This window comes from Prevotella sp. E15-22, from assembly GCF_023204875.1.
In the GTDB taxonomy this organism is placed as follows: domain Bacteria; phylum Bacteroidota; class Bacteroidia; order Bacteroidales; family Bacteroidaceae; genus Prevotella.
On the sequence record NZ_CP096247.1, the window covers coordinates 1,978,283 to 2,002,722 of the forward strand.

Annotated in this window: 17 protein-coding genes and 1 pseudogene; 13 read left to right on the forward strand and 5 right to left on the reverse strand. The window is 43.3% G+C overall.

Annotated elements, in window-relative coordinates:
* Positions 1-2 precede the first annotated feature (2 nt).
* The 9 genes from M1D30_RS08115 to M1D30_RS13800 all read left to right on the forward strand — a co-directional run bounded on the left by M1D30_RS08115 (position 3) and on the right by M1D30_RS13800 (position 10,637).
* Complete coding sequence (locus M1D30_RS08115) at positions 3-1,535, forward strand: O-antigen ligase family protein (protein WP_248502800.1); 1,533 nt, start codon at positions 3-5, stop codon at positions 1,533-1,535.
* A complete protein-coding gene (locus tag M1D30_RS08120; protein WP_248502802.1) occupies positions 1,526-2,401 on the forward strand; it encodes a glycosyltransferase family 2 protein in 876 nt (291 codons plus the stop codon). Before M1D30_RS08115 ends, M1D30_RS08120 begins: the two co-directional genes overlap by 10 nt.
* Positions 2,402-2,454: 53 nt before the next feature.
* On the forward strand, positions 2,455-3,627 hold the full coding sequence (locus M1D30_RS08125) for a glycosyltransferase (protein ID WP_248502804.1): 1,173 nt from the start codon (positions 2,455-2,457) through the stop codon (positions 3,625-3,627).
* Positions 3,624-4,823 (forward strand): glycosyltransferase family 2 protein, encoded by a 1,200-nt coding sequence (locus M1D30_RS08130; RefSeq protein ID WP_248502806.1) that lies wholly within the window; start codon positions 3,624-3,626, stop codon positions 4,821-4,823. Before M1D30_RS08125 ends, M1D30_RS08130 begins: the two co-directional genes overlap by 4 nt.
* On the forward strand, positions 4,820-5,989 hold the full coding sequence (locus M1D30_RS08135) for a glycosyltransferase family 4 protein (protein WP_248502808.1): 1,170 nt from the start codon (positions 4,820-4,822) through the stop codon (positions 5,987-5,989). The genes M1D30_RS08130 and M1D30_RS08135 overlap by 4 nt, the downstream gene beginning before the upstream one ends.
* Positions 5,990-6,117: 128 nt before the next feature.
* Positions 6,118-7,659: a lipopolysaccharide biosynthesis protein gene (locus M1D30_RS08140; protein WP_248502816.1), complete on the forward strand. Its 1,542-nt coding sequence runs from the start codon at positions 6,118-6,120 to the stop codon at positions 7,657-7,659.
* A 23-nt stretch (positions 7,660-7,682) separates the two neighbouring features.
* On the forward strand, positions 7,683-8,831 hold the full coding sequence (locus M1D30_RS08145; RefSeq protein ID WP_248502818.1) for a glycosyltransferase family 1 protein: 1,149 nt from the start codon (positions 7,683-7,685) through the stop codon (positions 8,829-8,831).
* Entirely contained in the window at positions 8,828-9,733 is a 906-nt protein-coding gene (locus M1D30_RS08150) for a glycosyltransferase family 2 protein (RefSeq protein ID WP_248502820.1), read from the forward strand. Before M1D30_RS08145 ends, M1D30_RS08150 begins: the two co-directional genes overlap by 4 nt.
* 10 nt (positions 9,734-9,743) lie before the next feature.
* Positions 9,744-10,637 (forward strand): acyltransferase family protein, encoded by an 894-nt coding sequence (locus M1D30_RS13800; RefSeq protein ID WP_371874055.1) that lies wholly within the window; start codon positions 9,744-9,746, stop codon positions 10,635-10,637.
* A 27-nt stretch (positions 10,638-10,664) separates the two neighbouring features.
* Here M1D30_RS13800 and M1D30_RS08155 read toward each other — a convergent pair whose 3' ends face one another.
* Together M1D30_RS08155 and M1D30_RS08160 are read right to left on the reverse strand one after the other, a co-directional pair.
* Positions 10,665-11,618, reverse strand: a complete 954-nt coding sequence (locus tag M1D30_RS08155; protein WP_248502822.1) for a glycosyltransferase — start codon at positions 11,616-11,618, stop codon at positions 10,665-10,667.
* A 119-nt stretch (positions 11,619-11,737) separates the two neighbouring features.
* Positions 11,738-13,555 carry a CotH kinase family protein gene (locus M1D30_RS08160; protein WP_248502823.1) on the reverse strand — a complete coding sequence of 606 codons (1,818 nt, stop codon included), beginning with the start codon at positions 13,553-13,555 and terminating at the stop codon, positions 11,738-11,740.
* A 262-nt stretch (positions 13,556-13,817) separates the two neighbouring features.
* Between M1D30_RS08160 and M1D30_RS08165 the strand changes: the two are divergent.
* From M1D30_RS08165 to epsC, 4 genes and pseudogenes are all read left to right on the forward strand, one after another.
* Positions 13,818-14,108: pseudogene (locus tag M1D30_RS08165) on the forward strand (integrase core domain-containing protein); the annotation flags it as partial.
* 370 nt (positions 14,109-14,478) lie between these two features.
* Positions 14,479-14,913, forward strand: coding sequence for a DUF6078 family protein (locus M1D30_RS08170; protein WP_248502828.1), 435 nt, complete (start codon positions 14,479-14,481; stop codon positions 14,911-14,913).
* Between the two features lie 162 nt (positions 14,914-15,075).
* The gene (locus M1D30_RS08175; RefSeq protein ID WP_248507784.1) at positions 15,076-17,298 is read left to right on the forward strand and encodes a glutamine synthetase III; all 2,223 of its coding nucleotides are present in this window, start codon (positions 15,076-15,078) and stop codon (positions 17,296-17,298) included.
* An 11-nt stretch (positions 17,299-17,309) separates the two neighbouring features.
* Positions 17,310-18,218: a serine O-acetyltransferase EpsC gene (gene epsC, locus M1D30_RS08180; protein ID WP_248502830.1), complete on the forward strand. Its 909-nt coding sequence runs from the start codon at positions 17,310-17,312 to the stop codon at positions 18,216-18,218.
* A 12-nt stretch (positions 18,219-18,230) separates the two neighbouring features.
* Here epsC and M1D30_RS08185 read toward each other — a convergent pair whose 3' ends face one another.
* Genes M1D30_RS08185 through M1D30_RS08195 form a run of 3 tightly spaced genes read right to left on the reverse strand, consistent with a single transcriptional unit; the run spans position 18,231 to position 24,338 of the window.
* Positions 18,231-19,412, reverse strand: coding sequence for an MFS transporter (locus M1D30_RS08185; RefSeq protein ID WP_248502832.1), 1,182 nt, complete (start codon positions 19,410-19,412; stop codon positions 18,231-18,233).
* Between the two features lie 6 nt (positions 19,413-19,418).
* A complete protein-coding gene (locus tag M1D30_RS08190; RefSeq protein ID WP_248502834.1) occupies positions 19,419-20,696 on the reverse strand; it encodes an MFS transporter in 1,278 nt (425 codons plus the stop codon).
* 6 nt (positions 20,697-20,702) lie between these two features.
* Positions 20,703-24,338, reverse strand: a complete 3,636-nt coding sequence (locus M1D30_RS08195; RefSeq protein WP_248502836.1) for a DUF4922 domain-containing protein — start codon at positions 24,336-24,338, stop codon at positions 20,703-20,705.
* Positions 24,339-24,440 lie beyond the last annotated feature (102 nt).

Here is a 24,440-nt window from a genome sequence, read left to right on the forward strand (position 1 = left end):
GAATGATAAAATCATTCACATCATACAACAGTAATATCAGAGGAAGAGTCATTGTACTCTTTCTTCTGTTTCTGTTAGCCATCTATCTTCTAGCGACATCAGGGCTTACACCTTTTGCTGCAATATGTATGATTCCCGCTATAGGCCTATTCCTATTTCTTTCTTTTAAGCAACAAAATGCACTTTTTTGGTATATTTTTGCAATGAACTACTTTGTAATGGGGCTACAACGATATGATTACATACCTGTCCCCGTTACGGTAGTCACTGTATTACCACAGTTACTGTTAGTGATGACTCTCATTATAATCCCAAAGAAAGGACAAAATTCCCTCGCCAATCCTATGCTTTTGGGTCTTTTACTTTGGACTTTCTATTTAGGAATTCAAGTCTTCAACGAGACTTGTGGATTGCCAGTAAGTATTGGGGATTGGCTAACCAATATGAACTTTTATGCGTTTTATTTCATCTTTGCATTTGTACTTGTTAGTAAAATCATCAATACTCCTGAGAATATCATGCGTTTTTTACGCATTTGGGCATGGTTCTCCATTGTCGCAACAATTTGGGCTTGGCGTCAAAAAACGTTCGGCTGGGATCAAGCAGAATTACGTTGGTTAATTGGCGGTGCCATGCGTACACACATCATTGGTGGCTCCATACGCTATTTTTCGTTCTTCTCAGATGCTGCCACCTTTGGTTGTAACATGGGCGCGGCTGCCGCTCTTTTTTACATCACAAGTCTCACAAGTAAACTTAGGAAAGATAAAATATTATTTGCTATCACCGGAATCTGTTGCACCTATAGTTTCTTTGCATCAGGAACCCGTTCTGGTTTGGTTTGCTTCATGGCAGGTATTGCCCTATACGTTTTCTTAGCTAGATCTGCCAAATTAACAGCAACAGTCTTGCTTCTTGGAGGAGCATTCGTTTTCATTCTTGCATTTACAAATATCGGTCAGGGCAACATGCAAATACGTCGTATGCGCTCAGCATTCAACACTAAAGACGCTTCACTCAATGTCCGTGATTTAAACAAACAGGCCTTAAAGAAGTACCTCAAAGATGCCCCTTATGGTATGGGTATCAATATTGATGAATCTAGGATTCCAAGATTCAACAAATTTAAAGTAGTATATGAAACCTCCAATGACTCTACATATGTGTTCTTTTGGCAACGTACTGGTATCGTAGGCGTCTACGTATTTGCAGCCATGAATATCATCATCCTATTGGGTGGGTGCTTCATTTCCTTCTTTAAACTACAGAACAAAGCTTGTAAAGGCATTTCAGCGGCTATTTGTTGTGGTTTTATTGGCATCCAAGCAGGAGGATATGCAAACCATATTCTACTTCAATATCCGAACATCATACTATTCTATGGCGGCATGGCCATTGTCTATTTACTTCCTGCCATAGAGCCTGAATATATTGCATACGAAGAAAAAATATATACAAAGCTAGAAGAGAAAAAACGTCTTAAGAAAGAACAGCAAGAAAAATCTAGAGTTAAGAAACTACTGTCATGGACATAACACTATCTATCATCACTATCAATTACAACGGGTTGAAAGATACCTGTGAATTAATTGATTCGTTACCTTTAGAGGATCATTCCATAGAGGTAATCGTGGTAGATAATGCATCGAAAAATGACGAAGCTTCCATCATCAAAGAACGCTATCCAGCCGTCATAGTAATTAGAAGTCATAAGAATCTAGGGTTTGCTGGTGGCAACAACATAGGCATCAAAGCCGCCCATGGAAAGTATCTTTTCTTCATCAACAACGACACGATTCTCAAGCCTCAGGCTTCAGACATCAGCCACCTCGTCTCGCGCCTAGAGTCCAATGAAGAAATTGGTATTGTATGTCCCAAGATTCGCTTTGCGTGGGATGACAATCCCATTCAATTTGCAGGCTACACCCCCCTTTCGCGATTTACCATGCGCAACCGCTCTATTGGCTTTGGAGAAAAAGACCATGGGCAATACGACACTGCCCACCCCACTCCTTATGCACATGGTGCTGCCATGTTGGTCAAACGCAGCGCTATCGACCTGGTTGGCCTTATGCCCGAATGCTATTTCCTCTATTACGAGGAGCTCGATTGGTCGATGATGTTCACTCGTACTGGCTACAGCATTTGGTACGAACCTGCTTGTACCATTTATCACAAGGAAAGCCAATCTACAGGACAACAAAGTCCGCTGAAGGCCTATTACCTCACACGCAACCGATTGTTGTTTGTCAAACGAAACATACAAGGACTGCGAAAATACATCACATACACATATCTAATATTCCTCGTTGCTCCTCGCGACATTTGCAAGTACCTTTTACATGGGCAACTAAATCTGGTATCAGCAACAATAAAAGGGATTATGAATTTAATATTTTAGAAATGGATTTCTGGTGGATACTATATATTATTGATTTCCTACTGTTTTTGCCCGTGGCATTAACAGTAGCATATATCTTTGTTTTTGCAGTCTTTGCGCTATTTAAGAGTCCACGCGAGATCAAAAAAGCAAAGCAGTTCAATCGCTTTATCGTTTTAATTCCCGCCTATAAAAGTGGGAAGAGAGTGCTGGAAACAGTCAACGCCGTCCTTGGACAGACCTATAACCAGCGTAACTTTGATATTGTTGTCATCTCAGATCATCAAAGCGAGATGATAAACATGCGTTTGGCACAAATGCCCATCACCCTACTCACTCCTGACTTCGAAAAGAGTTCCAAAGCAAAATCACTGCAATACGCCATCCTAAATCTCCCACAATTCAAAATCTACGATACTGTTGTCGTATTAGATGCTGGCGACCTTGTTGATCCCGATTATCTGGAATTGGTCAATGATGCCTACGACACATCTGGTTCAAAAGTCATTCAGACACACAAAATGGCAAGGAACCGCGACACGTCCATCTCGCGTATGGATGCCACATTCGAGGAGATTAACAACAATATCTTCAGGGCTGGTCATAATGTAGTTGGATTGTCTGCAGCCTTAAACAGCTCAGGTTCTGTCTTCGATTTCCAATGGTTCAAACAAAACATCATGAAAGTACACTCTGCCATGGGCGAGGAAAAGGAATTGGAAGCCATGTTGGCCAACGAAGGCATCTTTATCGACTATTTCGAAGACATCAATGTCTACGATGAGAAGATACGCCTAATCCACGACTTCAACATGCAACGTGGTCGTTGGACCTATATACAAACACATGCCCTATTCGATAACATCCACTATCTGCCGTCTGCGTTCATTAATAGTAAGCACGACCAGATTGACAAGATTATCCAGTGGGCAATGGTTCCTCGAACCATCATGATGGGTATCATCGCCATCATGTGTTTCTTTCTACCATTCATCTATTTTTCTTTAGTCATCAAATGGTGGGCAATCGCAGCCATTGCTATGTTCGCATTCGCACTGGCAACGCCTGACTATCTGGTGGATAAGAACTGGGATCGTGACTATCTGCGTGCGCCCCTCATCACTGTTGGTGCCATTATCAACATCTTCCGAGCAGGCAGAGACGAGGCAGGTAACCGTTTGGATGCTTTTTCTCATATCATACAAAGACTTAGAAGAGTCATCAGAAACAAAATTCTAAAGAAGTGAGCATTAGAATTATCATAGAAATCATCGACTTACTGTTATGGATCATCATAGCAGGCAATGTTTTCTATGTTCTATTCTTTGCGCTCGCCTCACTTCTCCCCAAGAAGAAGAAAACTCTTCCATCATCCATCATCCACCAGCCATCTTTCCTTGTGCTCTTTCCTGCCTATCACGAAGATGTCGTCATCATCCATTCCATAGAGTCATTCCTACATCAGGAATACCCCAAGGATTTATTCCACGTGGCAGTTATTTCGGATAACATGAGCGACGAGACCAACCAACATTTAGCATCTCTTCCCATCACGCTTTTATGTCCCAACTTCGAAAAGAGCAGCAAGGCCAAAGCTTTGCGACATGCCATCTCTTCCATATCACATCATACATCATCCGCCTACGACTACATCGTCATTCTTGATGCTGATAACATTGTGGCACCAGACTATCTCACTCAGTTAAGTACCATTGCTCATCCCTCAATGGCCATTCAGTGCCATCGTACCGCCAAAAATGCCGACAACGATATTGCAGCTCTTGATGGCCTCAGCGAGGAAATCAACAACAGCATTTTTCGTAAAGGTCACAACCGCATCGGCATGTCATCCGCCCTCATCGGCTCAGGCATGTGCTTTGACTATCATTGGTTTTGTGCCAACGTCAGCAAACTCGATTCTGCTGTCGAAGATCGAGAACTTGAGGCTCTGCTCATGATGCAAGGTGTCCACATCCATTATGCAGAAGATATCCTGGTGATGGATGAGAAAGTCAGTAGTAGCGACAACTTCCAGCGCCAGCGTTTACGCTGGATGACTGGACAGGTACAAGCCTTTCTTCAGATGCTCCCATCCCTTCCAAAGGCTGTCATCACAGGGAACATCAATTATATCGACAAGACCATTCAGCAGGCCCTCATCCCTCGCTCCATCCTTCTTGTCCTCACACCAATTCTTTGCATCATTGCAACTCTTACATCATCCATCTACCATCTTCCATCTATCATCTACCATCTTAAATGGTGGTTCACCCTCGCACTATTCATTATAGGACTCTATATTGCCATTCCAAACCAGTTAAGAACTAAAGTTGTTTTAAAGAAAGCGACAGTTCTTCCAAGACTTGTTTGGCGAATGGCAACAAATATCTTGCATATCAAAACCAGTAACAAGGATTTCATTCATACCGTTCATAACAAATGAAGATTGCAATTATCACATCTGGAATACTGCCAATACCAGCAGTTCAAGGAGGTGCAGTCGAGAATCTAATAGACTACTACCTTGAATATAACAACCAGCACAGGTTGCATAACATCACGGTGTATAGTGTTTGGCATCCAGAAGTAAAAAAGCACGAAGCATTGAAATCAGAAGTGAACCATTATGAATACATCAACACGCATAGTTTATGGTTTCGCCTTTACAGTAAAGTTTATAGCAAGTTACACCCTAATGGCTACTATTTCCATCATTTAGAATACTTTTTTGAACTTGCCTATCGCAAACTCAGAAAACAGCATTTTGACTTAATTATACTTGAGAATCGCCCTGGATTTGCGCTAAAGCTAAAAGAGCGATTGGACACCCCAATTATATCTCACATACACACCGATATCATTAACGCCCTAACATCTCGTGTTGACGAGATTATTAAGACGCACACTGGTTTTATCTGTGTCTCAAAATACATTCAAAAACGAATTTCCGATGTTGGCATTCCTACAAGAACAACGGTAGTATACAACGGCCTTGATACAGAGCAGTTTAAACCTTCGCTAAACAACATCAACCGTCAAGCTTTTGGCTTTAACGAGAAAGACTTCATTGTGATTTACACAGGCCGCATTGTGCCCGACAAAGGAGTCAAGGAATTGATTGAGGCCATAGCACTGTTAAAAGAAGAAAAAGACATCAAGCTCTTAGTGGTAGGCGGAAGCAATTTTGCTGATAGCGTAAACCACAATACTTTCTTAGACGAGCTCCTGGAAATGGAAAGACAATTGAACGGCAAAGTTCATTTCACAGGCTTCGTACCCTACAGCGAACTCCCCAATTATCTCAGCCTTGCCAATGTTGCCGTAGTACCTTCGAAAATCAATGAAGCACTCGGCATGTCAGCTATCGAGGCCACAGCGATGGGATTACCAGTCATCGCCACCAACGACGGAGGGCTCCCTGAAACCTTAATAGGACAGAAAAATATTATCATTGACAAAAACAAGAATCTTACCACACAGATAGCCGAAGCCATATTAGAAATAAAAGGGCATTATGCTGACTATACGGGCAATCAGCTAAACGCCCAATTCACGAAAGAGGTATATACACAATCATTCTATAACTCATTATGCTCTTTGTATGATTAGTAATAAAATATCGTTATACTAATTTGGAAATAACAGAAGTTATTATTATCTTTGCATCAATTAATAACAATCCATTATAAAAACATTCATTAAAAAATATTAGATAGTAGGAAAACAACATCTAAAGCATGTCAGTTTCACGCACAAAAAGAACTATTCAGAACTCAAAAGTATCATTAATACTTTTTGTGATACAAATCTTTGTGGGTTTTTACTCCCGCAAGGTTTTTCTTAACTATCTAGGTGATGAAATCATTGGACTCAATACTACCCTTGGCAATATTCTAAGTTTTCTTAATTTAGCAGAACTTGGCATTGGTATTGCTATGGCGACATCACTATACAAGCCCATTCATGATAAAGATGAAAATGCCATTATAGATATCATGTCCGTGCAAAGAATACTCTACAGACGAATAGCGATTCTTCTATGCGGATTAAGCATCCCAATTCTGATTGCGATTCCTTTTATCTTTCCTTCTACGGAATGCAGTATTATTTATATATACATTGCTTATTTTGTTTTTCTTAGTGGTTCCATTTTTAGCTATCTTTGGAACTATCGAGAAGTACTTATCGAGGCAGACCAGAAGAGTTTCAAACTAACCCCATGGATTCATTGTGTACGCTATATAAAAATAATCACACAGGTTATATTACTCATTTTCACCCCCCTCGGTATTTGGGGATGGATTGGTGCGGAACTCGCTGGCAATATTGCTACAGTATTTGTAATCAACAGTGTTATTAAGAAAGAATATCCTTGGCTACATAAATCCAAAGAGGAAACTTCAATACTGCTACAAAAACACAATATCATTTTAACTAAAACAAAACAGTTATTTGTTCATAAGATTGGTGGTTTTGTTCTATACCAAACCTCACCAATCGTGATTTATGCATTTGTATCTCTCGAGATGGTCACCCACTATGGGAATTATATGATGTTAATTGGATATTGCTTATCCCTTACATCAGTTATCTTCGGCGGAATGGGTGCTTCGATTGGAAATTTAGTTGCAGACAACAACAAGCAACATACTATGGATGTATTCTGGGAACTTTTTTCTTCCAGAATATGGATAGGAGGCATCATTTGTTTTGCCATGTATATATGTATTGAACCATTCATTTCAATGTGGATTGGCAATAAATATATTTTGGATGAAAGTACCCTCTTACTACTTATCCTTTATATGTTTATACAAATTTCACGCTCTGTAATCGAATCATTTAAAGATGCATTCCAACTTTTCGGAGATGTATGGGCACCTATTGTTGAAGCATGTATTAATCTGGGAGGATCAATTCTCTTTGGATACCTATGGGGATTAAACGGAGTCCTAATTGGAGTCAATCTTAGTCTTATCATTATTATCCTAATTTGGAAACCATTCTATATCTTCCGCCATGGTTTGAAATCATCTGTTTTATCCTATTATTATCAATATACATTTCACCTACTTATTTTAGTCGTAGGCGCTTTGATTGCAAAATCGTTAATGACTCAAATAAGTGATAAAGAGAGTAACATATTAATTATAGCATTATCCATTGTTATAGGTCTAACAGTATTCTCTTTAATCACGTTCTCTATATTATACCTCTGCAACAGAGGTATGCGAATGTTCATCGTCCGCATTAAAAACATTATTACGAACAGAATTTAAACAATAACATAATCCCCCATACAATGAGAATCCTATACGACCATCAAATGTTTGCGATACAAGAGATTGGAGGTATCTCACGTTGTTTTGCAGAGTTATATAAAAACATGCCAAGCAATGTTGATGCTCAAATATCTTTGGTTGAATCAGACAATGTATACATCAGGGAAATGAATCTACATGGGATTCGACCTAAAAGAGATGGAATTAATCATTTCATATGTCGCCAAAATTTTCCAGGAAAATGGCGTTTATATGAATTGTATAAAAAGATAACAAAAAAAGATGTAAGACCTGACAACAATCTAATAAATTCTATTGAAATCATTAAGAAGGGAGACTTTGACATTTTCCATCCGACATATTTTGACGACTACTATTTGCCATATCTGAATGGTAAACCTTTCGTGTTAACAATTCATGATATGATTCCAGAACTATATCCACAGTATTTCCAGAAAGATGATTTTCAAATTAGAATGAAGCGAAAATTAGCACCTTTAGCAAATGCTATTATCGCTGTAAGCGAGAACACAAAACAAGACATCATCCGTATTCTAGGTATTCCAGAGGAAAAAGTTCATGTGGTATATCATGGAAGTTCATTAGCTGTTCCACAAAAGAGTAGCTCACCCATTCAATCTCCATATATTTTATATGTTGGAGATCGAAGAGGCTATAAGAATTTCATTCCTTTTGTAAAACAAGTGTCTCCTCTGCTTAAGCAAAATAAAGATCTACGGGTTATTTGTACTGGACATACTTTTAGCAAAGAAGAAAAGACACTATTCCAAGAATATGGTATAAGCAAATCCTTTATCAATATCTGGGCAAAGGATGATGCACAGTTATATTCACTATACCATCATGCAATATGCTTCATCTATCCAAGTGAATACGAGGGGTTTGGAATTCCAATTTTAGAGGCATATCAGGCTGATTGTCCTGTCTTGCTCAATAACGCCAGCTGCTTTCCAGAAATTGCAAAAGATGCTGCAATTTATTTTGAATTAACACCAGAAAGAACCAATCTGAAAGAAAAGATTGAAATGATTCTATCATTATCTTCAGAAGAAAGAAAAACCTTATTATCAAAACAACGCACTCGTCTTAACAATTTCTGTTGGAAGAAAAGTGCCGAGGAACTATCTAAAATATACGAAACGATATGAAATACTCCATTATAACAATTAACTACAATAATCGTGATGGTTTAAGAAATACTATTGAGAGTATCATAAACCAGTCATACAAAGACTATGAATTCATTGTCATTGATGGTGGTTCTACCGATGGCAGCGTTGATATAATCAATGAATATAAAGACAGAATAACTTACTGGGTATCAGAAAAAGATAATGGCATATACCATGCGATGAATAAAGGCGTTAAAGCTGCTCATGGTGAATACTTAAGTTTCATTAACTCAGGTGACATGCTATATAATGAGCACGTTTTGGAAGATTGCCTTCCTTACCTTAAATGGGACATTGTCCATGGTTTTGCAGAAAACATAAATACGCCTGTAGCTACACTTTGCCTTATCAAGATTCCTGGAAAGAAAGACCCTTTCTCACCAACCCTACATCATCAAGCATGTCTTTTCAAGAAAGAACTCTTCGATAATGAACAGTATGATGAAAGTTACAAGATTGTTTCAGACTGGAAGTTTTATATAGAACAAATACTTTTTTACAACTGTTCTTTTTATCGAATGCCAGTAAAAATTGCGATGTGTGAAGGAGAAGGTGTTTCAGAAAAAGGAAAAGCTTTAGGTATCAAGGAACGCATAAGCGTCTTAAAGGAGATAACAACCAGATTAAAAAAGAATGATTTATATGAAATCAATAAAGATTTAATGCATCATTTAATGTTTACCTGCAAACAGGGACTCCTGATAGACAAAAACATCAGGGATATAGACTGCTACATTCACACTTTTCCTGAAGCAAACAACTATTATAAATACTATCCTTTTACAATAAGACAAAGGATTCTATTCTTCCTCGCAAAAAACAAAATGACATGGATACTAAAGGTAATAACTAAACTTCAAAAGGTAACAAAGGACTAGAACATAGGTGATGAGAACGTCATACATTTGTCTGAAACGCGAAGGATATGATCCCTTTATCGATTATCTTAAAGGGATATGTATCTTCTTTGTTATACTAAACCATTGCCTACCATCAGAATTCACAAACAAGACATTCTTTTGTATCTGGGGATCGACCGCCGTTCCGATTTTTCTCATCATTCAAGTTTTTCATACGTACAAGAAAGGTATTGAGAGAATAAATACAAATTACAAAAAAATATGGAATAGAATCATAAAGCCATTTCTTTTGACTGAGAGTATTATCATATGCCTTCACTTTACGAGGCATGTGATATATGGTGATACAAGTACTTCGCAGTTTATTGAAACAACTATTCTATGGGGAGGAATTGGACCAGGCTGCTACTATCCTTGGATATACATTCAATTCGCAATTCTATTGCCTCTTTTTGCTGCCATTTTCAGAAAAATCAAGGGAACAAAACTACTTCTTTTATTCATAGTTTTATCTACAATAATTGAAATCGTAGTCGCAAATATAATTCCAACGCGTATATATAGACTACTATTTCTAAGATACCTTTTCTTAATTTATCTCGGAAACATTATAGCAGTACAAGGAATAAGAATAAACATCACAACATCTATTATTGCCTTGATAGGAATGGGGGCCACCATATTATTCCATTACAATGATATATATATATACCCTTTCACAAATCAAAAAATATCGATTTGTAACTGGATATGCTATTTATATATAACATTTGGATTTCTAAAAATTCTCAAAAAATTATATTCCTACCCTACTAAGAATCTATTCATAAACAAAGGCCTACAATGGATGGGTATACACTCCTATGAAATTTTTCTTATCCAAATGCTAGTTTTCTCAATTATAGACCTATGGAAATCCTAAATAAATAATTAAAAGAGGATTCTTAGATTACATCTTCAACTTCTTTACATATAGTTTTTTGTATATAAACCTATTGATAATTTTGTTAGCATATACAAATATAATATCAGCTCTGTTTCCATCGAAAACTTTTGGATATTGATTGACATAAGTATGTTTATCTTTAATATCATGAGTCTTTAACAGCACAGTCCAAAATCCTCGATGCGCTCTTTTTTGAAGGTAATTCAATTTAAACAAAGAAATCAAGTCATTTACTATTGCGGCTGCATCTTTCATTGCATTATCGGATACCGATCCTCTCGCAGATACCTTGTTCATATGCTGACGAAAAGAATTCAAACGAATGGAAACCTCTATAACATCACCAAGCAAACACATTCTTGCCCAAAAAGCCCAATCACCGCAATACCTAAATTTTTTATAAATATCATCAACTTTACTAAAAGCGGAACGTAAAAAGACAACCATACTTGCATTATAAATATAATTGGCAGTTAGCAGCCGCCTATATGCAAAATAGCGTCCTTTATATAAATCTATATCACCATCCTTAGTTTTTCCATGCCAATCTTCAGAAGTCCTATCTCCATTCTCATTAATCGTCCACGAATGAGAAAAAGCCACAACTGCAGAAGGATTATTCTCTAACAAAGGGATTATTATCGAAAGAAAATTCTCATCTGCGACATCGTCACTTTCGGCGATCCAAACATATTTGCCCCTTGCCAATTCAATACCTTTTTCCCACTGAACAAATGTATTACCAGTATTAACACTATTATATACTACATGTGTAACGTGTGGATCTTGCTCAAATTCTTTTATGATGTCCTTACTATTATCTGTAGAACAATCGTCCAATATAATCAACTCAAAGTTATCAAACTTTTGATTAAGCACACTGGAAATGCGCTCTTGAAGATACAGAGCATGATTATAATTGGGAATTATAACACTAACTAAAGGATTTCGTACCATAAATATAATCAAAAAGCGCTGCAAAAATACAAAAAATTTATATAATACACAAATGATATGATTATTTTATTTCAATAATCTATGTGCTAACGCCATGACTATCGAAATACAAATGAATATTATTTTACCACAACTTTCTTAACGACCTTGCCTTGACGTAATAGATAGATGCCTGATTGTAAACCCTCCATCTTAGCGCCACAATAGCGACCTGAGAGTGTATATACTTGATAGGCTTTCGTCATATCAACCGCTACATCGGCAATGCCGTTAGGAGCAAAGGTATAATTCAGTTTTTTGTCCATCCAGGCAATGCGTTCCTTCATATAAGTACGTACATTTTCTACCTCGGCCTGATAACTACCCCAAATACGCGGATTCTGATGCACGCCCTGATTCATTATAGGCCAGCGGATAAAATTTAAATTCTGAGATTGCTGCAATGCATTTTCTAAAGAGTCAATATAGGCCAACATATATTCCTCTGTCAATCCGCTTTGACGTGCCTCAGCCCAAATCTCTGCTAACAGAGATTTGGCATCAACATCATTCACCACGATTTCATCCACAAAATTACGCATGTTGCCTGTACAACTTCCATAACTTCTATAGATATAGTCTTTCTTACTGTTAATAGGATAGGTACGATTATCATTTTCAAACGCCAAGTCAAAGTCCCAAACGGGACCTGTATACATCATATCATCGCCACGCTCTTTATACATAAACATGCTCCAATAGGTATCTGTGTTACCCGACAATTCCCCCACTAGGAAATGTCGCAGAAAGCTGTTAAGGTCCAAATAACTCTTCCATTGTACCTCCATTTTATTAAAATAGTTCATAATATAATTTTTCTGCGCAATCGTTATACTGTCCTCGTCTGGCGACTTAATAGTGACGGGAGTACCTTTCGTTGATCTGAACCACGAATTTTCCTGGTCAGCATATGCATCAACCTCCACGAAATAACCTCCTGTTAAGGCTGTTCCTTCATTGTCTTGCGAGGTCATTTCGGTGATATTGACGCGGTTCTTATTAATATTCACTTGATCACACAACTGATAACAGCCCTTATATTCACCATTCAATATCACATCAACAGCTGCACCAAAAGGAGTATACGTCATACCTAATCGACGACTCAACTCAAAAGCCAACAAATTACGCATCAACGTTTTATCGCCATAATTATTTATTAATGTCCACTTCTTGGCCTTTGCAGGAGCATCAAGCACACGCTGTTTCTTGTCAAACTTAATACGATATGGTTTCTTGGGAAAAGAGCGTGAGAAGTTCCCCCTCTCACGTATCGTTCCAGACTCAGAAAGTAACTTGGTGCCATTATCAGAAATGATTGTCAATTGCGATACAATTTGATGTTTTTTATCATAAGGAATCTCGTTGTCCTGCGTATGGATGCTTACAGTGGGCAGATTCGTCAACTGATACAGGCTACTATCGTTACCCACTCCCTGATAGCCATAGAACTCCAACTCAGCAATATTGCATCGGGCATCAGAAGGCCCCACATACCTAACATAGCGAAAGCCACGGGAACATTGGACATCGGCATATGACATCAGTCCATTTTGTCCCTTTTCTGTTATAACATAAATAGGTAAGGCATCCATAAAATCCTCACGATTGGCTCCCTCGAAGACACCAAGAAGAATACGTTTATCACCTTGGCCATCTTTTCGTGGCGACCAGCCCACCCTTGTAATGACATGAGATTCACCTAAATCCAACCCGACCCAAGTATAACTTCTTTCCCACGAGGCAAAATACGTATTCAAGTCTCCATCAAAAGCATTCATACAAGTGTTGACCGTAGTCGATTTACTGAAATCACCATAGTCCACAGTTTCCTTGGTGCCTATTACCGCTCCCGTCAACTTTTCATCAGCAAAAGCTATCTGACATATTGCCAGCAAAAGTATTGTACTGTATATCTTATTCATTATTGCCTCGATTCAAATTATTTATATATAATTTTAAATAGCAAGATTAAAGAATAACACCCAGAAAAAAAACGAGTCTATTCCAACGTTTCTCACCTATATTTATATTTTCAATCAACATAATGACCCATTAATTATAAATTCAAATGCAAAGTTACATAATTTCTGTCAAAAAGAATTCTGTTTAGGTAAATATCTTGAAAAAAGCAAAAAAAAAATGTATTGAAATCAGAAAAAGTCAAACTATATCAAGATCAGCATGACAGAGTGTGGAGATCCCAAGGAGAATGCAGTAGCCGAAAGTGTCAACGGCATTGTCAAGAACGAATTGCTTATGGACATGTCGTTTTTCTCTATTGATGAGGTAAAAAGAGCCCTGAAAGTAGCTATTGACTTCTATAACAACGAGCGTCCACATATGAGCCTTGACTGGAAAACGCCAGCTCAGGCTGCTCTCTGTACTGGCGAATTGAAGAAGAAATGGAAGAGTCACAGAGAAATTGCACTCAAAGCTTTGGCTGCATAAAATTAAATAGGTATCTTTGCATCAGAATAGGTGTAAACCCGATTTATAACTAATTCCAAATAGAGTCAACGTGAAATAAAAATTAAGTTTAATTGAGTCAACTCTTATCATTAATTAGACTGGAAGTAGGCAAGTAAAAACGTTAAACTACACCCCTCAAAACTGTTTCAACGTTCGAAACAGAGTGTTTCCTTGTGAGAAACACTTTATTTCGATAATGGAAACAAAGTGTTTCTATAGGAGAAACAAAGTGTTTCCATAGGGGAAACAAAATGGAAACACTTTTCCAATTTATTTCTACACAAATAATTTGGAAAACGTCAGGAAATTTATTACCTTTGCATGCGTATAACAAAAAGTGAAAGAAACCATGAATAAAGTAAACCAACTTAAGCAGAAGGCAGATCATTACTTGCCTTGTTTTATTAATGAATGTAAGCGTCACGACAGTTGCCTGCACTGGTTGATTAACCCTTACGTTAGTGGCGATACGCTGAACGTGATGAGTGTAAATCCAAGGAATCCTGAAGTTAATTCAAACCACTGTCCTTTCTATCGCGAGAACAAGATTGTAAAGAATGCGAAAGGTATGAATCACCTGTTGGACGAGATTCCCTATAATGATGCGAAAGCCATTAAGAGGGAGTTGATTAGAGTCTTCTCGCGCAAACGTTTCTACGAGTATCGCAACGGCACACGCCTTATCTCACCTGAGCAGCAGGCGATAATTGCCCAGATTTGCAAAGCGCATGGCTGGAACAAAAAAGTGACGTACGATGGGTGGGAAGAGGACTATATGTGGTAATCTGTAATATAAATCCAAATAAATTTGGTTTTTTACTCACTTAATCGTACCTTTGATTGCAAATCGAAGGTAGGCTGCATCTCGGAAATAAAAGAAAAAATACCATTTTCTTTGTATTTCGCTCGATTTGCACTACCTTTGCAGGCAAAATCAATGCAAATGATGGCAAACAACTTAAGATTTCAGGTAGTAGAAGAGGCGTTTAAGAAGCACGCCCTTGAGGTAAAGGTGCCCGCAGAGCGCCCTTCAGAGTATTTTGGCAAGTATGTATTCAATCGTCAGAAGATGTACAAATACCTGCCAAAGGACATCTACGACAAGATGATTGATGTGATGGATAACGGTGCCCGTCTGGACCGCTCGATTGCCGATGCAGTGGCTGCAGGCATGAAGCAGTGGGCCCTGGAGATGGGTGTGACACACTATACGCACTGGTTCCAGCCCCTGACCGAGGGTACAGCCGAGAAGCACGACGCCTTCGTGGAGCACGACGGTAAGGGCGGCATGATTGAGAAGTTCTCAGGCAAGCTGCTGGTGCAGCAGGAGCCCGATGCCAGTTCGTTCCCCAACGGTGGTATCCGCAACACGTTTGAGGCTCGCGGCTACTCAGCCTGGGATCCCACATCGCCCGTGTTTATCATCGACGACACACTGTGTATCCCCACCATCTTTATTGCCTATACGGGCGAGGCCCTCGACTATAAGGCTCCCCTACTCCGTGCTATCCATGCCGTGAGCAAGGCCGCCAAGGATGTTTGCCAGTATTTCTACGACGACGTGACCAAGGTGCAGGTGAACCTGGGTTGGGAACAGGAGTACTTCCTCGTGGACGAGGGCCTCTACTCTGCCCGTCCTGACCTGCTGATGACCGGCAGAACACTGATGGGTCACGAGAGTGCCAAGAACCAGCAGATGGACGACCACTACTTTGGTACCATCCCCGACCGTGTGCAGGCCTTTATGAAGGACCTCGAGATTCAGTCGCTGGAGTTGGCCATCCCTGTGAAGACACGCCACAACGAGGTGGCCCCCAACCAGTTTGAGTTGGCCCCCATCTTCGAAGAGTGTAACCTCGCCGTTGACCACAACATGCTGTTGATGAGCTTGATGAAGAAGGTGGCTCGCAAACATGGTTTTCGCGTGCTGCTCCACGAAAAGCCCTTCGACGGCATCAACGGCAGCGGTAAGCACTGCAACTGGAGTCTGACTGCAATGCACAATGCACAATGTACAATGCACAATGAGTCATCTACACTGCTGCACGCCCCTGGCACCACGCCAGAAGAGAACCTGCGCTTCATCACCTTCATCGTTGAGACGCTGATGGCCGTATATCATCACAATGGACTGCTGAAGGCATCGATCATGAGTGCCACCAACGCCCACCGTCTGGGCGGCAACGAGGCACCTCCCGCTATCATCAGCTCGTTCCTGGGCACACAGCTCACCGAGGTGCTGAACCATATCGAGACATCAAAGACCAACGAACTGTTCAACCTGAAGGGTAAGCAGGGCATGGAGATTGACATTGCCCAGATTCCTGACCTCGTGGTGGACAATACCGACCGCAACCGCACGTCACCCTTTGCCTTCACAGGCAACCGCTTCGAGTTCCGTGCACCTGGTTCCAGCGTGAACTGCGCCAGCGCTATGATTGCCCTGAACGCCGCCATGGCCGAGGCCCTGAACTCATTCAAAGAGCGTGTGGACGCCAAGATTGCCAAGGGCGAGGATAAGATTCAGGCCTTGCTCGAGGTACTGAAAGACGACGTGAAGACCTGCAAACCCATCCGCTTTGATGGCAACGGCTACTCAGAGGAATGGGTAGAGGAAGCCGCCAAGCGTGGACTCGACGTGGAGAAGTCGTGCCCCGTGATCTTCGAGCACTACCTCGACGACTCGAGCATCAAGATGTTTGAGAGTACCAAGGTGATGAACAAGAAGGAGTTGGAAGCCCGCAACGAGGTGAAATGGGAGATGTACGTGAAGACCGTTCAGATTGAAGCACGCGTGCTGGGCGATTTAGCGATGAACCACATCATCCCTGTGGCCACCCACTATCAGAGTAAGCTCATCAAAAACGTACAGGGCATGAAGGAAGTGTTTGCCGCAGAGCGAGCAGAACGCCTGTCAACCCGTAATATGAAACTCATCGAGGAGATTGCCGAGCGCACAGAGAAGATTGAGCAGTTGGCCGAGGACCTCACTGAGGCACGCCGTGTGGCCAACCGCATTGAATGCATCCACAAGCGCGCCATTGCCTATCACGACACCGTATGTCCGCTGATGGAGGCTATCCGCAAGCAGATTGACAAGCTGGAACTCATCGTGGAAGACGGTCTGTGGACACTACCCAAATACCGTGAACTGCTGTTCATCAGATAAAGATATAGATTATGGATCAACTGAACGAGGTGCTACAGAGAAACGTAGCAAAGCTGTCGAAACTGTCAGAACGCGAGCACGACATGATGCCCGCTGGCACAGCTCCGATGCCAAGTGTGGAAGAGGTAAGGCGAATTGTGAGCCTGTGTAAGGACATCATCTTCACCGACTATTTCCACAAGCGCCAGAGCGACGAGAAGATGCGCTCTTACCATATCGGCGTCAGCATGGACGAACTATACAACCTGCTGAAACGTCAGATTGCCCGTGGCATGCAGTTTTGCGAGGATTGCAACTGTACGGAGGAGGAAGTGCTTCGCGCTGCCGAGAACCTGGCACTGAAGTTCATTGACCAGTTGCCCGAGGTGAAGCGACTGCTGTATACCGATGTGGAGGCCATGTTCCAGAGCGACCCTGCCGCCACCAACTATGGCGAGGTGATCTACTGCTATCCAGTGATGAACACGATGACGCACTATCGCATTGCCCATGTGCTACATCAGATGCAGGTGCCCGTGATTCCACGCATCATCACAGAGCAGGCCCACTCCAAGACAGGTATCGACATCCATCCAGGTGCGCAGATTGGCGAGTACTTCGCCATCGACCACGGCACTGGCGTGGTGATTGGCGAGACCACCATCATCGGCAACCACGTAACCCTGTATCAGGGCGTGACCCTGGGTGCCAAGAGTTTCCGCTACGACGAGAACGGCAACATGCTGAACATTCCCCGTCACCCCATTATAGAGGACCACGTAACAGTCTATTCAAATGCTTCCATCCTTGGACGCATCACCATTGGCCACCATTCTGTCATTGGTGGCAACATCTGGGTGACGAACAACGTGCCGCCCTACTCGCGCATTCAGCAGAGCAGAGCCATTGACGCCTCGTTCCAAGGAGGCCTGGGAATATAAGAAAGGGTTTTCTTATTTTGCTGCGGTTCTAAGGGTGAAAGATGACAGAATGGTGAGCAGCGATACAATCAACGCCATCACAAAAAAGGCATTATAGCCCATCAACTGCAACAAGGGTCCTGAAGCAAGGCATCCCAACAAAAGTGAAAGCGCCATCAACGACTTGCCTTTCTCACGATGGGCCGTATGCTTAAGGAATGAAAGATACAAGGCAAAGCCGAAGCCATAGGTCAACTGCTCAGCAAGCACGCTGGAGGCAACAACGTACAACTCGCGTGGCTGCCAATAACTGAGAGCCAGATAGACGGCACAAGGTATCAGCATGACGAGCGTCATGGGCCAAAGATAACGGTTGAAGCCAAAGCGGTTAATCGTCTTGGTACCTAAGAGTCCACCAACGGTCAGGGCCGTGATACCCACAATACCCATCACAAAGCCAAACTCCTGAGGAGAGAGTCCCAAGCCGCCATTGCTATAGGAATCCATCAAGAACAGTACACTGACCTTTGCCACCATGCCCTGGGCAAAGGCATAGCAAAGAAAGAAAACAAGTCCACCCCAGTAAGCATGATATAATATTGTGGGCATGGCGTTCTGCTCATCACGATGAGCTGTTCTGCGACGAGGCAGCATCCACACATGCCAAATCATCAAGAACAGATAGAAGCCCGCCAACAGATAGAACAACACGCGCCATGAATAAAGCATGTCGTGACGATAGAGCACCTGGATGTTGCCCACCAGCACCAACAGCATGCCCTGACCTACCACCATTGAGAACTTACGGAACAATTCCTGAACCACAGAATGATGAGAGGCCAGAGGGCGCAGACGAGCAAAGCCATCGGCTGCCACGTTATGCATGGCCGTGAGCCATGACAAGCAAACAAGGAGACACCACATCTGCCATCTCACAGAGAGTGAGAAGGCCAGTAGCGCAAAAGTGAGCGAAAGGAGGAACTGGGTGGTCAGAATCCAATGACGATAAGTCAGCGTGGTGTCAACAAAGGGCTTCCACCACACCTTCAACACCCAAGGCAGGTAGAAGAGTGACACGCCACAAAGAACCTCGGCCACATGGAATCCCATCTGGCGGAACAGCAACAGGGCAATGACAAAAACAACCACGCGAGGCATGCCCTTTGCAAAATACAAAGAGGAAAGCCACATCGTCGTTCTGCCCTGTCCGTCCATCGTTATTTATTTCTTCTTGCCAAACTCAGGGTCAATATTCACAAACCATGCCACCAGGAACGTGACACCACACAGAGCCATCACAATGAGGAAGAAGGTCTGATAGCCCACAGCGTCCTTCAGGTAGCCAGAGAACATGGCAGGCACCTGCAAGCCCAGATACGACAGACCAGTACAGATGGCATAGAAAGAGGTTTTAAACGGTCCCATACTGAAATACAGCATATAGAGCGTGAGCGCCGTGAAGCCAAGTCCATAGCCAAACTGCTCGATAAAGATGCACGAGCTGACAAGTACCATATTCTCGGGCATGGCATAACTCATATAGACATACACCACATCGGGCAGGGTGATGGCGCAGACCATGGGCCACAGCCAGCGTTTCAAACCATCACGACTGGCCAGCCAACCACCAACGATGCCACCAAGAAGTAGACCAATGAGTCCAACGGTGCCATAGCTGATGCCATACTCGGCCAGCGAGAGTCCCAAGCCACCATCCTCCTGCGAACGGGTCAGGAAGGTCTTACTCATAGCATTGAGCAGGGCTTCAGGGAAACGATAGAACATGATGAAGATGACGGCACACAGCAACTCGCGCCAAGGCATACGCGTAAAAAACACCTTGAACATCTCGACAAGTCCGCGAGTAACTTCAGCTGCCGTCACATGATTACGCACATCGGCAGCAGCCTTAGGCATCAGGTAGCAATGCCACAGCCAGAACGCAATGAACAATGCAGCCACACCATAGAACACCAGACTCCACACAAAGGCATGGCGATCAGGATAGATGGTCTGCAGATAGCCTGCCAAAGGCACCAAGGCGCCATTGCCAAAAATAACAGCCAGTCGGTAGAAGGTGTTGCGGATGCCCACGAACCACGACTGCTGATGCTCGTCGAGTTCCAGCATATAATAGCCATCGGCGGCAATATCGTGGGTGGCACTGGCAAAGGCCATCAGGAAGAAGCAGAACATGGTGCCTTGAAACCAGAAGTCGGTGTTCAGGGTGAAAGCGATGCCTGCCAACGACGAGCCCAACAGCAACTGCATGGCGAGTACCCACCAGCGTTTGGTCTTACACAGGTCGACAAACGGACTCCAGAAGGGTTTGATAATCCAGGGCAGGCCCAACCAACCGGTATAAAGGCCTATCTCTGTGTCTGTCAGTCCCATCTGCATATAAAGCACTACGGCGACGGATGTCACAATGACATTGGGCAGACCCTCTGCCATGTAGAGCGAGGGTATCCACATCCAAGGGGATTTCTTCTGTTGCATATCGTGTTAATAGATTTGTTTAATTTCTGCACCTCTATAATAATATAGGAGGATATCATCATAATCATAACCCTTCTCGCCCATCACGGCAGCACCAATCTGACAAAGACCTACGCCATGGCCCCATCCGCGACCATGAAGGATAAAGCGGTTGTCGCGCTTCTCCACATCAAAGGCACTGCTATAAAGGTGGGTCTCACTCAGGGCTCGACGAATCTCGAGTTCCTTACCAATGATAAAGCTGCGCTTGGTGCCCACCAATTGCAGACGCCAGATGCGACCACTCTTACCACGGTCGAGGGGAATCATATCTGTGATATCGCCCAGGTCGAGCTTGGTCTTGCGATTCACCAACTCGCTGAGCTCTTCTTGTGAATACTCTACCGTCCATTCGTAGAAGTCGGGCGTTTCCTGATCATAGTCGTTCAACACCTGCGACAAGATGCGACGGTCGTTGGTATGACAGAAGGGATCGCTGACAGACACGAGATAGGGCTTCTTGATGTTCTCCCAGCAATACTGGAACTCCTCGGTCTGACCACCACAGCACTTCGAGAAACGGGTGTCACAAAGCTCGTTCTCAGACATAAGCACCTGACCACGGGTGGCTTTGATAGCCTCAGCCACAGCAGGCGATGAAGCACGGGTGATGCCCTGATAGCGCTGACAATGGTCGTCGGCACAAACGTCAAAGAGGGTATGGTCCTCACGATCGTACCAACGCAGCAACTCATCGTCCTTCTTCACAAACGAGAAGAAGCTGTTGCCCTTGTCACGACCTTCCTTCTTACGGTTCTCCATCTGGCAGAGCAGCCATGAACGCGAAATAACGGCATGAGCCTTCAAGAGTTCAGGCGACGAGGTGGCACTCATCTCGCTGGAGATAACACTTTCAAGATATTGCTCTACAGGCAGTTCGTTGATGGCCACAACCTTGTCGGCCTCAACCACCAGGCGAAGGGTGCCACGGAAGGTCTGCTTCTCCTGTCGCTCCCAGTGGAAGCCAACACCGATGGTCACATCGTGCAGGGTGAACGACGCCTCCTCGTCCTGTGGATGGAAGCGCAACTCACGATAGTTCTGACCACGCCATAGCAGTCCACCCTCAGCCAGTTCCACAGTCTGCATGCCTACCAGGGACTCACCCTTGGCCATGTAACTACCGTTCAACTCGAAAACCACCTTCTGACCACTGACAATGCCAACGGTAACATCAGGCTCTTCCATCGAGGCACCAGAACGCTGCACGTTAAAGGTAACCTTGGCCAAACGGTCTTTCAGGACAGTCATCTCTTCGTCGGACAGGGCACACTCTTTCAGGATACCTTCTGCCTGTTCGGCCGTCAGGCGCTCGAAATCCTCGCGACGAGGCGTAATGAGCAGACCAGACATATCCAGAGCGCCTGGACTAATCAGCAGTTTCTCGTCATTTTCTTTATAGTAACAATCAGGACGGTGCTTCCTGCGAGGGAACACCACTGAGATATATTCATCGTCAACACGCCATGCCACAATATTGAGCATCGGCTCTGTCTGGTCGGGCACCTTGGGCAGGGCATGATAGAGGGCAGCAAACATGCGCTCACTGCTGCGACGGCCATGAGCCTGAATGACCAATGCGGCACAGGGATAATCCTCCATCACCGACAAGGTGGCATCCTCGCCACGACGAGCCACCTCTGTGAGGTTGCGCGACAGGCGCTGCCACTCGCGCTGCAAAGGCAGGACACCTGAGGTGCCAGCCTGCAAATGGGCATGATCAGGGGCAGAAGCGCCACACAAAGGACCATTATAGAAAACCATCAGATCAGGATAGTGCTTCAGCAACTGTATCATTTCGCCATACATACCACGTATCTGCTGAGGCTGATGGCGTCGCATGGGAATGGTGAAATGCATGGGCAGGATGGGATACGGATTGACCAGCAACTCGTAGTCGGCATTCTGTATCTTGGTCAACTGCTCTGCAGGACGATTGGCCTTACACAGGAAGCAAGGACGGGCGGCCAAAGCCTCCTTACTGATGGTGGCACCAGTAGAACGGATGCGTGCTGGGTTAAACTGCACCTCGAAAGTAGAAGAGCCCACACTCAACTCACGGGTCTCCACATGACTCAACTCACGATAACGGTCGCGGGTCTCAGGCCACAATTTCAGCTGTCTGTCAAAATAACGGTCCAGGGGAGAGAGTTGAGAAATGATTGGTGATTGATGAGCGTTCTTAGCCTGGCGTGCCTTAATCTCCAAAGTGCGCAAACGATCTTTATACAAGTTGTTGGCATTGACCTTGTCGACAGAGAGGGCCGCATCGCTATTACCTCCCCAACGGCGACAAAGATACAGTTCATCATAGATACGTCCGATGCGATAATTGCGTGAAAACCAAAGGCCCATGGCATAGTCCTCACCATAACTTGTATTAGGTAATTGCACCTCACGAAGCAACGGAGTAAAGAATGCACGAGGTGCGCCTAAACCATTGATACGCAATGCGTTATTAGGACCGTTCTCCTCAGTCCACTCTTTATGGGCAATCAGCCCTGGCGGCAGCGTATTCAACTCAAAATCGCACATACGGTATGAGCCAACTACCATGGCTGCCTTTTGATGATAGAAGGCATCAACAATGGTCTGCAAGGTCTTGGGCGATGAATAAAGATCGTCGCTATCGAGTTGTACTGCAAAGCGACCACAATGGGTATCATTGACAGCCAGGTTCCAACAACCACCAATGCCAAGATCGGTACGCTCAGGCGTGAGAACATGGAGTTTGTTGCCATGACTTGACAACAAATCCGACAGGATGTCGGAGGTACCATCAGTAGAATGATTATCAACCACAATGACGTTATAGACAAACGACGCTTCCTGTTCCAAAGCACTCTTCACAGCATCGGCAATGGTCTTGGCGCGATTAAAAACGGGGATAATGACTGAAGCCTCAACATCAAAAGGCTGTTCATTATAATCAATCGTCAGCAGGTTATTGGTATCAACCAAAGCACCAATAGCCTCCAGATGACGGGTGGCCACCTGTTCCATCTCAACCTGCACCTCACGATTGGCAGGGTTGACATAGTCGAACTGCTTCTCACCAGAGGCACGTACATCACGCTCCACCTCAGTATAGAGCATCTCATTAAGATGCAGCAAATCTCCCTGACGACTCAAGAACAGGCGCAAGTCGTAGAGACCACCATATATATAATGCGTATTGGCCGACTCATGGGCCCACTGGCGCAACCATTCGCCACGCACCAGCCACAAGGCACCAAAGTCGAAATCATCACGGATGGCACCCAACTGGTAGTCAATCACAGGATGTCTCTCAACCTTCCATTCGTCATCAATTTTCTTCTTCTCATAACGGTCGGCATAAACCATGGCCGCCCCACTATCAGAGGCCACTTTCACCATGCGCTCTAAAGCGCCTTCGCCTAATTCTAAAGCTGTGTCTTTCACGATTAATGCCACATAAGGAGCTTGTGTCTGATCGGCTATCTGTCGAAGCGCTTCGCTGGAACGGAAAGCATCCACACGAAACACATTTTGTACCAGGGTACTTGTTAGCACTTGTTCCTTGAGGGTCACTGCCCATTCATCGTCAATAGCGGGCAGGAAGATATCAAGATGTTCTTTCATGAGTTTCTTATTTTTCTGCAAAAGTAATAAAATAATGTCAGTCGGCAAAATTCCACAGAAACATTTTGCCATTTCCTTAAAATTTCGTAACTTTGCAACTTA

Bases quoted from the DNA above. Each gene is read 5' to 3' on its own strand.
- M1D30_RS08115 (WP_248502800.1), top strand. From the start codon at position 3: ATGATAAAATCATTCACATCATACAACAGTAATATCAGAGGAAGAGTC.
- M1D30_RS08120 (WP_248502802.1), top strand. From the start codon at position 1,526: ATGGACATAACACTATCTATCATCACTATCAATTACAACGGGTTGAAA.
- M1D30_RS08135 (WP_248502808.1), top strand. From the start codon at position 4,820: ATGAAGATTGCAATTATCACATCTGGAATACTGCCAATACCAGCAGTT.
- M1D30_RS08140 (WP_248502816.1), top strand. From the start codon at position 6,118: ATGTCAGTTTCACGCACAAAAAGAACTATTCAGAACTCAAAAGTATCA.
- M1D30_RS08145 (WP_248502818.1), top strand. From the start codon at position 7,683: ATGAGAATCCTATACGACCATCAAATGTTTGCGATACAAGAGATTGGA.
- M1D30_RS08150 (WP_248502820.1), top strand. From the start codon at position 8,828: ATGAAATACTCCATTATAACAATTAACTACAATAATCGTGATGGTTTA.
- M1D30_RS13800 (WP_371874055.1), top strand. From the start codon at position 9,744: ATGAGAACGTCATACATTTGTCTGAAACGCGAAGGATATGATCCCTTT.
- M1D30_RS08155 (WP_248502822.1), bottom strand. From the start codon at position 11,618: ATGGTACGAAATCCTTTAGTTAGTGTTATAATTCCCAATTATAATCAT.
- M1D30_RS08170 (WP_248502828.1), top strand. From the start codon at position 14,479: ATGAATAAAGTAAACCAACTTAAGCAGAAGGCAGATCATTACTTGCCT.
- M1D30_RS08175 (WP_248507784.1), top strand. From the start codon at position 15,076: ATGGCAAACAACTTAAGATTTCAGGTAGTAGAAGAGGCGTTTAAGAAG.
- epsC (WP_248502830.1), top strand. From the start codon at position 17,310: ATGGATCAACTGAACGAGGTGCTACAGAGAAACGTAGCAAAGCTGTCG.
- M1D30_RS08185 (WP_248502832.1), bottom strand. From the start codon at position 19,412: ATGGACGGACAGGGCAGAACGACGATGTGGCTTTCCTCTTTGTATTTT.
- M1D30_RS08190 (WP_248502834.1), bottom strand. From the start codon at position 20,696: ATGCAACAGAAGAAATCCCCTTGGATGTGGATACCCTCGCTCTACATG.
- M1D30_RS08195 (WP_248502836.1), bottom strand. From the start codon at position 24,338: ATGAAAGAACATCTTGATATCTTCCTGCCCGCTATTGACGATGAATGG.